The organism is Mesorhizobium sp. M7A.F.Ca.ET.027.02.1.1 (assembly GCF_004022985.1).
Lineage (GTDB): Bacteria > Pseudomonadota > Alphaproteobacteria > Rhizobiales > Rhizobiaceae > Mesorhizobium.
Genome location: NZ_RZOL01000848.1, coordinates 1 through 839, shown reverse-complemented (window position 1 = coordinate 839; position 839 = coordinate 1). Strand labels below are relative to the sequence as shown.

Below are 839 nucleotides of genomic sequence, written 5' to 3'. Positions count from 1 at the left end.
GTTCATCATCGCCGCCGATCTCAGGAACATGGAACTGGTGGCGGCGGTCGACGAGGCCGACATCGGCGCGGTCAAGTCAGGCCAGCATGCCCGCTTCACCGTGGATGCCTTCCCCGAGCGGCCGTTCGATGCCGAGATCCGCGACATCTCCTATGCCTCGGTCACCACCGACGGCGTCGTCACCTACAATGCGCGGCTCGAGGTCGACAACAACGAGCTGTTGCTGCGGCCCGGCATGACCGCCACCGTTTCGGTCGTCACAAAACAGGCTAAGGGCGTGCTCACCGTACCCGCCACCGCCTTCCGCTATCGCCCGGCGCAGCAGGCCGCCCGCGGCTGGAGCCTGAGCGACCTGTTCACCGGCCGCATGGGGCGCCCCGGCGGCAATCGCCAGCGCCAGGCCGCCACAGTCCCCACCGACGGCTCGCGCACGCTCTACGTGCTGGAGAACGGGCGTCCGCACCCGGTCAATGTCAAGATCGGCTCCACCGACGGCGAACTGACCGAGATCATTTCGGGCCTGGACGAAGGCGCACAAATCATCACCGCGTCGCAGCAGCGGAGCTGATGCCGTGGCTACGGGCGCGACCCTCATCACCTTCGACAAGGTCTGGAAGAGCTACGGCCAGGGCGAGGCCAAGGTGCATGCGCTGGCAGGCGTCGATCTAGCGATCCGGCGTGGCGAATTCGTTGCCATCATGGGTCCGTCCGGCTCCGGCAAGTCGACGGCGATCAACATCATCGGCTGCCTCGACACGCCGACGGCCGGAACCTATTCCTTCATGGGCATCGACGCCGGCCGGCTCGACCGCAACCGCCGCGCCATGCTGCGCAACCTT

The 839-nt window shown here is 66.9% G+C and carries 2 protein-coding genes; both read left to right on the top strand.

What is annotated here, in order from left to right; genetic code table 11:
• Positions 1 to 568: efflux RND transporter periplasmic adaptor subunit (locus tag EN749_RS36590; RefSeq protein WP_128365068.1), on the top strand; the 568-nt coding region annotated here is incomplete at its 5' end.
• A 4-nt stretch (positions 569 to 572) separates the two neighbouring features.
• Positions 573 to 839 (top strand): ATP-binding cassette domain-containing protein (locus tag EN749_RS36585; RefSeq protein ID WP_128365065.1); only part of this gene is annotated, 267 nt, incomplete at its 3' end.